The following is a 7,024-nucleotide window of genomic DNA, read 5'->3' as shown; positions in this document are numbered from 1 at the left end:
CGCCTTCGCGATCACCTTCGAAGGCCGAATCAACTAAGAATGCGCCAGGCCAGATCCACCGTTAACCTGACAGACCCCGTTGCCGGATGCATCCTGTACGCAGATAGAGGCAGTCAGTTTCGCAGCAGAGCCATGGCCAGCGAGCTGCGCCGCCACGACATGGTCGGATCGATGGGCCGGGTCGGCGCGGCCGGAGACAACGCCGCCATGGAGAGCTTCTGGTCACTCCTCCAGACGAACGTGCTGAATCAGCAGCGGTGGGCGAGCCGGCAGGACCTGCGCCTCGCGATCGTCGTCTGGATCGAGCGGAAGTACCACCGCCAACGAGCGCAGGACACACTCGGCGGCTTGACGCCTATCGCGTTCGACGCCAAGCTAGCCGAGCCGCTCACACTCGCGGCCTAAACCGAACCTGTCACCAGTCCGTTCCTCACGCCCAAACGGTGCGGAAGTGACCTGGCTCGGGGATTGCGCTGGAGCTTGAGCCAGCGCGCCGGAACTGCTGGTGGTCAGGATCGTGAAAGTGAGTGCGAGTGTGATCGTTGTCACGGCGATGAAGCGAATCGAGCTTCGAACGAAGGCCGGTGCTGCCGTGGGGGTGTGCAGCGGCTTAGACATCAGATGTCTGATACTTCCATGAAGTTCGGGGCGTGTCCATGCGGTTGTGCGCAGGTGCTTCGGAAGGGGGCGGGGTCACACGAACCCGCCGATGCGGAGGCGCCCTTCGTTCCAGTTGCTGTCCGTGCGGCGGGGGATCCATGTTCGGGTGCCGCTGTTGTAGGTCATGTCGTTGGTGACCAGGTCGGTCCAGCCGGTGAGCAGCTCGGCCATGCTCGGGGCGAGAACACGGAACCTGTCGTGGTCCCAGTGCCCTTGTGCGAGCACCCTGCCGCTCCTGAGATCGAGCAGGATCGAACGCTGGGATTCGGAGGCGATCGGCGCCAGCGAACCTCGCGGTGCAGAGTCCAGAACCTGCTCGTTCCAGGGGGTGGGGAGGCCATTCTCATCGGAATAGAGGCGATCGAAAGCGTCTTGCAGGAGCGCGGAATTCTCATGGTCGAGCTTGCGGAAGCTCCCGAAAACGGGCGTGTAGCTCCCACTCTTTGCGGGTGCTGGCCCTCCCCAGTCGAGCCACTGCTGAAGTTCATGGCGGATGCTTCGAGCGTGCGCATCCCGTGGATCCCGGCGGATATTCGCTGCGCCGGGGGCCTGCATGGGCACCCCGGCCACGATGAGAGCGGCTTCGAACGCCGCGAGGGCCAGGGTGTAATCGGTCATCCGGCTCATTCGTCGAGTGCGGGGGCGGCGCCGATCGTGAGCCCGGGCTTTCTCGCGTGCACGGAGAAGTAGCGCAGGCCCGATGCTCCGGCGATGAAGCGGCGCTCGGAGTGCGGCGGGAGCCATGCCAGTGCGCCCGGCGTCAGGTCGATGGGCTCGCCGGCCGTCTCGAGCACTCCGCCGCCATCGAGCACGAGGATCAGCACGTCGAGCGCGGGGCCGTCGTGACGGGCGATCTCATCGCCCGCGGGCAGGTCGATGATGTTGGCGTCGAGACCGCGTTCGGCGGGCTGCAGCGACCAGACCGCGCCGGCGATCTCTGCGCGCACGGCGGCGTCGCCCACCAGGCGCGGTGACGGTGCGGGCATGGCGTGCTCCGTTTCTGGATCGATGCCGAAAAGTCTATTGCGGTCGGCTCATCGTCCTCGCTATGGTGTTGAGAAATCTGACGTCTGACGTCTGGTTTCTCTTGCACGAGCAGAAAGGCCTGTCCATGCACCACCCCCCGAAGGTCCCCTGCGCGACTGTCTGCGCAGCCGCGGAGCCAAGTTCGGTCTCGTCGGCGCTCTCGCGCTCGCCCTCGTCGTCCCGACGACCGGCGCCTATGCCGCGACCGCCCCCGAGTACCTCACCGACCCGACCGCGGCACCCGGCACGTACAGCATGCAGAACATCGCAGCCGATCGCACCGCCGAGAACTTCTTCTATCGCATCCCGGCGCTCGCGCACCTGGGCGACGGCGTCATCGTCGCGTCGTGGGACGCCCGCCCCGGCAGCGCCGCGGACTCCCCGAACCCGAACTCGATCATCATGCGCCGTTCGGTCGACAACGGCCAGACCTGGGGCCCGCTGCAGTTCATCGCGGAGGGCAAGGTCGGCGCCGGCCAGTACGGCTACTCCGACCCGAGCTTCGTGCACGACGTCGAGACCGGCAGCCTCTTCGCGTTCTTCGTGTACTCCAAGGACCAGGGCTTCCACGGCAGCGCCTGGGGCAACGACGACGATGACCGTCAGGTGACGAGCACGGTGGTCGTGCGCTCCGACGACGGAGGTGTCACCTGGAGTGAACCCCGCCCCATCACGAACGTCACCAAGCCCGCGAACGGCGAGACCGTCAACGGCGTCTACCAGGTCGTCCCCGGTGACGTGAAGGGCATGTTCGCCACCTCCGGTGAGGGCATCCAGCTGCGTTATGGCGAATACGCCGGGCGTCTCATCCAGCAGTACGCCGGCGTCGTCCGCCAGGCGAATGGATCCGACGTTATCCAGGCCTACTCGGTCTACTCCGATGATCACGGCGAGACCTGGCAGCGCGGCGAATTCGTCGGCACTTCGATGGACGAGAACAAGACCGTCGAACTCAGCGACGGCCGCGTCATGCTCAATTCGCGCGACAGCGCCAACGGCCGCATGCGAAAGGTCGCGATCTCCGAGGACGGCGGCGTCACCTACGGACCCGTCACGAGCGACCCCGAGCTTCCCGATCCCACGAACAACGGCTCTATCGTGCGTCTGCACCCCGATGCCCCCGAGGGCAGCGCCGACGCGAAGAAGCTCCTGTTCACCAACGCGAACAACGGCGCGAACGCGAACCGCGTCAACGGCGGCGTGCGCCTCTCCTGCGACGACGGCGACACCTGGCCGGGCCTGCGCACGATCGAGACCGGCAGCTTCGGCTACTCGACCGTCACCTCGATCGATGACGGCCGCATCGGCGTGCTGTGGGAGTCGAATTACACCAACGACACCCGCTTCTCCTCGTTCGACGAGGAGTGGCTCAACGCCGCCTGCGCCCCGCTGTCGGTCCCCGAGATGACTCTCGAGCCCGAGGTCGCGACCACTGTTCCGGTCACCGTCACCAACCAGGAGGACACGGCCCTCAGCGGCACGGTGTCGTTCCTCGTCGGCGCCGGCTGGACGGCATCCGACGCCTCCGTCACCGATCTCGCCCCGGGCGAGAGCGTCACGGTCGACGTCGAGCTGACCGCCCCCGCGGGAGCCTCGAACACGCAGAAGCTGCAGGCCGCGTTCACGGCTGCCGACGGCCGCCTGAGCCAGACGACCGCGACGATGATCCTGCCGCGCGAGTCGATCCTCGGCGCGACCCTCACCGTCACGAACACCACGGCCGCCCGCGACATCGCCGCGAACCCGTACCAGGCCGGCGATGTGCTCAGCTTCCAGACGCGCGTGGTCAGCACATCGAACGAAGAGACCGTGGTCGTCCCGGCAGCGAACAACTTCACGAGCGGCTTCGCGCCCACCGCCTGCCAGTGGCAGAAGCTGCCCGCCTACGACGCGTACAACTGCAGCACCCCGCGCGTCACGCTGACGCAGGAGGACATCGACCGCGGAACCTTCACGCCCGAGTTCTCGTTCACGATCGCACCGACCGATGGCGCCGTCGACCCGGTCACCGTGACGCACACCGGCGCGACGGTCGTGCTGCGCGATGGCGCTCTGGATGCCACGATCACCGGTTCGCGCGATGACGCGGGCCGCGACCTGGCCACCGACCCGTATGCGGTGGGCGATGCGGTTCCCTACGCGTTCCGCGTCGACAACACCGGACCGCTGACGGCCACGGTCGTCCCGACCGCCGGGGCCCTCGCACCGTTCCTGCCCGAGCACGGCGCCGGCAACTGCCGCTACCGCGACCTGGCGCCCGCCGCCGGGTACACCTGCGGGACCCCGCGCTACACCGTCACCCAGGACGACCTCGACCGCGGATTCTTCGAGATCGACACCGAATGGCGCATGGAGGCCGTCGGCCAGAGCGCGAAGGAGTTCTCCGTCGCCAGCGGCGAGGTCGACGTGATCGAGCGCGCCCCGGCCCTCGCGGTCGCCACGACCGGCGTCTGGAACGACGCGAACGGCAACGGGTTCGCCGACACCGCCGACTCCGTCGAATGGACGACGACCGTCACCAACACCGGCAACGTGCGCCTGGACGGCGTCACCGCCGGCGACATCGAGATCGGTGCGCTCGCCGCGGGCGAGAGCGCCGCGCTCGATGCCGTCACGGTCGCCCTCACGGGCGCCGACATCGACGCGGGTCGCGTGGTCGCAGCATCCGTCGCCGCCAGCGGCACCAACGGCTCGCTGACCGCGGACACCGTCGCCGACGAGGTCGCGATCGAGCTGCCGGCCGCGCCGGAGGAGCCCGGAGCCGCCGCGTGGAACCCGCGCGCCATCTACGGCGCCGGCGACGTCGTCACCCACAAGGGCAGCACCTGGAAGGCCGCCTGGTGGTCGTGGAACGAGACGCCCGGCAAGAGCCCGTACGGCGCCTGGCAGGAGATCTCGACGGATGCCGACGGCAACGCCGTCTGGACCGCATCGCGCATCTTCACCGCCGGTGAGAAGGTCGTCCACAAGGGTGAGGAATATCAGGCGCGCTGGTGGACCCGTAACCAGGCCCCCGGCAGCGGCTGGTGGATCTTCAGCCCCTGGAAGGCCCTGTAAACCACCGGTTCCCCCGCCGGTGACCGAGGCCCCTCCCGCGCCATCCCCCCTGGCGCGGGAGGGGCCTCGTGCCGTGGCGGATCCGATGGGCGCGGGATGCGTCAGACTGGAAGCACGAGAAGGAGTGTTTTCATGACTGATACCGGAACCATCACCCGCACACCCGGCACCGAGACCGCCGTGCTCGCCGGCGGCTGCTTCTGGGGCATGGAAGACCTCATCCGCCGCCAGCCCGGCGTGCTCGACACCCGTGTCGGCTACACCGGCGGCGAGAATGCGAACGCCACCTACCGCAACCACCCCGGGCACGCCGAGGCCGTGGAGATCGTGTTCGATCCAGCCGCGACCACCTACCGCGACATCCTGGCGTTCTTCTTCCAGATTCACGACCCCTCGACGCTCGACCGCCAGGGCAACGACATCGGCTCGAGCTACCGCTCGGCGATCTTCCCGCTGAGCGAGGAGCAGGAGCGCGTCGCCCGCGAGACGATCGCCGACGTCGACGCCTCGGGCCTGTGGCCGGGCAAGGCCGTCACCAAGATCGAGGCCGAGGGCCCCTTCTGGGAGGCCGAGCCCGAGCACCAGGACTATCTGCAGCGCATCCCCAACGGCTACACGTGCCACTTCCCGCGTGCAGGCTGGGTGCTGCCGCGCCGCGAGGCCTGACGCGTCAGCCGCGGTCGGCTGCGAAGGGAAGGAGTGCGGGGCGGCCATACCCCGCACTCCTTTCACGTCAGACCCCGGCCAGCTCGCCCTTCTGCGACGGATCAGCCGGCGGGATGATGTCGAGCGGCATCGTGCTCGTGTCGATGAGCGGGTTCTCGTCCTGACCGGCGACGAGCTCGACGGCCTCGGCCTTCGTCTCGACGGTCGGCAGCGAGCCCAGAAGCGGGCGCCGGGCGGACTCGGGCATCGTGAATGCCGCGACGCCGCCGATGACCGCGAACAGCATGATGTAGAACGCCGGCATGAACGTGTTGCCGGTCAGCTGGATAAGGCCCTCGCTGAACAGGGGTGTGGTTCCGCCGAACAGCGACACCGACACGTTGTAGGCGATCGCCATCGCCCCGAAACGGGATGCCGTGGGGAACAGTGCCGGCAGCGCCGAGGCGGACGGCCCGATCCACAGCGCGAGCGGCAGCGCCACCATCACGAGCGCGAGCATGATCGCCCACATCTGACCCGTCTGCATGATCGCGAAACCGGGGACCGTGAGGACCAGCGTCGCGATAGAGGCGGCCAGGTAGATCGGGCGACGTCCGACCCGATCGGACAGGCGCCCGACGAGCGGGATGCACAGGGCGAGGGCGATGAGCACCGGAACCGTCGACATCGCGGCCACGAGGTTCGAGACGCCGACCGCGTTCTCGAGATAGGTGGGCATGTAGCTCGTCAGCGCATAGCTGACGGTGTTCGTCGCGGCGACGATCGCCATGCAGATGAGCACCGCGCGCCAGTGGTGGCGGAGGATTCCGAGGATGCCGTGGCGGGCGAGCGGGTCGGCATCATCGATCTCAGTCTCGCCGGCCTCTTCCGCGACCTCGTATGCCGGAGTCTCGGGGATGCGCAGGCGGAACCAGATGGCCACGACGCCCAGCGGAAGGGCGATGAGGAACGGGATGCGCCAGCCGTAGTCGAGCATGGCGCCGGGGCCCGACACCGTCTCGGTGATGACCGTGACCAGGGCGACGGTCGATGCTCCGGCGGCGAAGCCGAGGTACGACCCGACATCCAGCAGCGACGACCAGTAGCCGCGGCGGCGGTCGGAGGAGAACTCGGCGACGTAGGTCGCCGCACCGGCGTACTCGCCGCCGGTCGAGAAGCCCTGCACCATCTTCAGCAGGTACAGCGGCACGATCGCCCACAGGCCGATCTGGGCGGCGGTGGGCAGGACGCCGATGAGGGCGGTGGATGCCGCCATGATCGCCATCGTGAAGAACAGCACCCTCTGGCGGCCGATCTTGTCGCCGAGCGGGCCGAGCACGAGTCCGCCGAGCGGGCGGACGAGGAAGGACACGGCGAAGCCGAGCAGCGTGACGAGGATTCCCGCCTCGCGGGGCAGTCCCTCGGTGAAGACCGCGGCCATCGTGATGGCCAGGTAGCCGTAGATGCCGAAGTCGAACCACTCCATGAAGTTTCCGACGACGGTGCCGGAGATGGCGGTTCGGATGCGGGATTTTTTCACCACCAGCACATCGTCTACGCGGAGACGCCGACGCCTGTGCGCCTGCTTCTTCCGACCTTTCGAGCTCGACATATTGCTGGAATGGTTCACGACCAT

5 protein-coding genes and 1 pseudogene are annotated in these 7,024 nt (G+C 68.0%); 3 read left to right on the top strand and 3 right to left on the bottom strand.

Going from position 1 to position 7,024, the window contains the following annotated elements; genetic code table 11:
- Positions 1 to 84 precede the first annotated feature (84 nt).
- Positions 85 to 405, top strand: a pseudogene (locus ACWAUG_RS07425) (transposase); the annotation flags it as partial.
- 288 nt (positions 406 to 693) lie between these two features.
- On the opposite strand, the gene ACWAUG_RS07420 reads toward ACWAUG_RS07425, so the two are convergent.
- Entirely contained in the window at positions 694 to 1,278 is a 585-nt protein-coding gene (locus tag ACWAUG_RS07420) for a hypothetical protein (protein WP_460802031.1), read from the bottom strand.
- 5 nt (positions 1,279 to 1,283) lie between these two features.
- A complete protein-coding gene (locus ACWAUG_RS07415; protein ID WP_460802030.1) occupies positions 1,284 to 1,646 on the bottom strand; it encodes a cupin domain-containing protein in 363 nt (120 codons plus the stop codon).
- 295 nt (positions 1,647 to 1,941) lie between these two features.
- Between ACWAUG_RS07415 and ACWAUG_RS07410 the strand changes: the two genes are divergently transcribed.
- Positions 1,942 to 4,743, top strand: a complete 2,802-nt coding sequence (locus ACWAUG_RS07410; protein ID WP_460802029.1) for an exo-alpha-sialidase — start codon at positions 1,942 to 1,944, stop codon at positions 4,741 to 4,743.
- A gap of 132 nt (positions 4,744 to 4,875) precedes the next feature.
- On the top strand, positions 4,876 to 5,409 hold the full coding sequence (gene msrA, locus ACWAUG_RS07405) for a peptide-methionine (S)-S-oxide reductase MsrA (protein ID WP_460802028.1): 534 nt from the start codon (positions 4,876 to 4,878) through the stop codon (positions 5,407 to 5,409).
- 67 nt (positions 5,410 to 5,476) lie between these two features.
- Here the strand turns inward: msrA and ACWAUG_RS07400 are convergent, their stop codons facing one another.
- Positions 5,477 to 7,000: an MFS transporter gene (locus ACWAUG_RS07400; protein ID WP_460802027.1), complete on the bottom strand. Its 1,524-nt coding sequence runs from the start codon at positions 6,998 to 7,000 to the stop codon at positions 5,477 to 5,479.
- Positions 7,001 to 7,024 lie beyond the last annotated feature (24 nt).

Source organism: Microbacterium sp. GXF6406, from assembly GCF_054798215.1.
This window is presented reverse-complemented; position numbering and strand designations above follow the sequence as displayed.

Excerpts from the sequence above, each read along its gene's own strand:
- ACWAUG_RS07420 (WP_460802031.1), bottom strand. The coding sequence starts at position 1,278 with ATGACCGATTACACCCTGGCCCTCGCGGCGTTCGAAGCCGCTCTCATC.
- ACWAUG_RS07415 (WP_460802030.1), bottom strand. The coding sequence starts at position 1,646 with ATGCCCGCACCGTCACCGCGCCTGGTGGGCGACGCCGCCGTGCGCGCA.
- ACWAUG_RS07410 (WP_460802029.1), top strand. The coding sequence starts at position 1,942 with ATGCAGAACATCGCAGCCGATCGCACCGCCGAGAACTTCTTCTATCGC.
- msrA (WP_460802028.1), top strand. The coding sequence starts at position 4,876 with ATGACTGATACCGGAACCATCACCCGCACACCCGGCACCGAGACCGCC.
- ACWAUG_RS07400 (WP_460802027.1), bottom strand. The coding sequence starts at position 7,000 with ATGTCGAGCTCGAAAGGTCGGAAGAAGCAGGCGCACAGGCGTCGGCGT.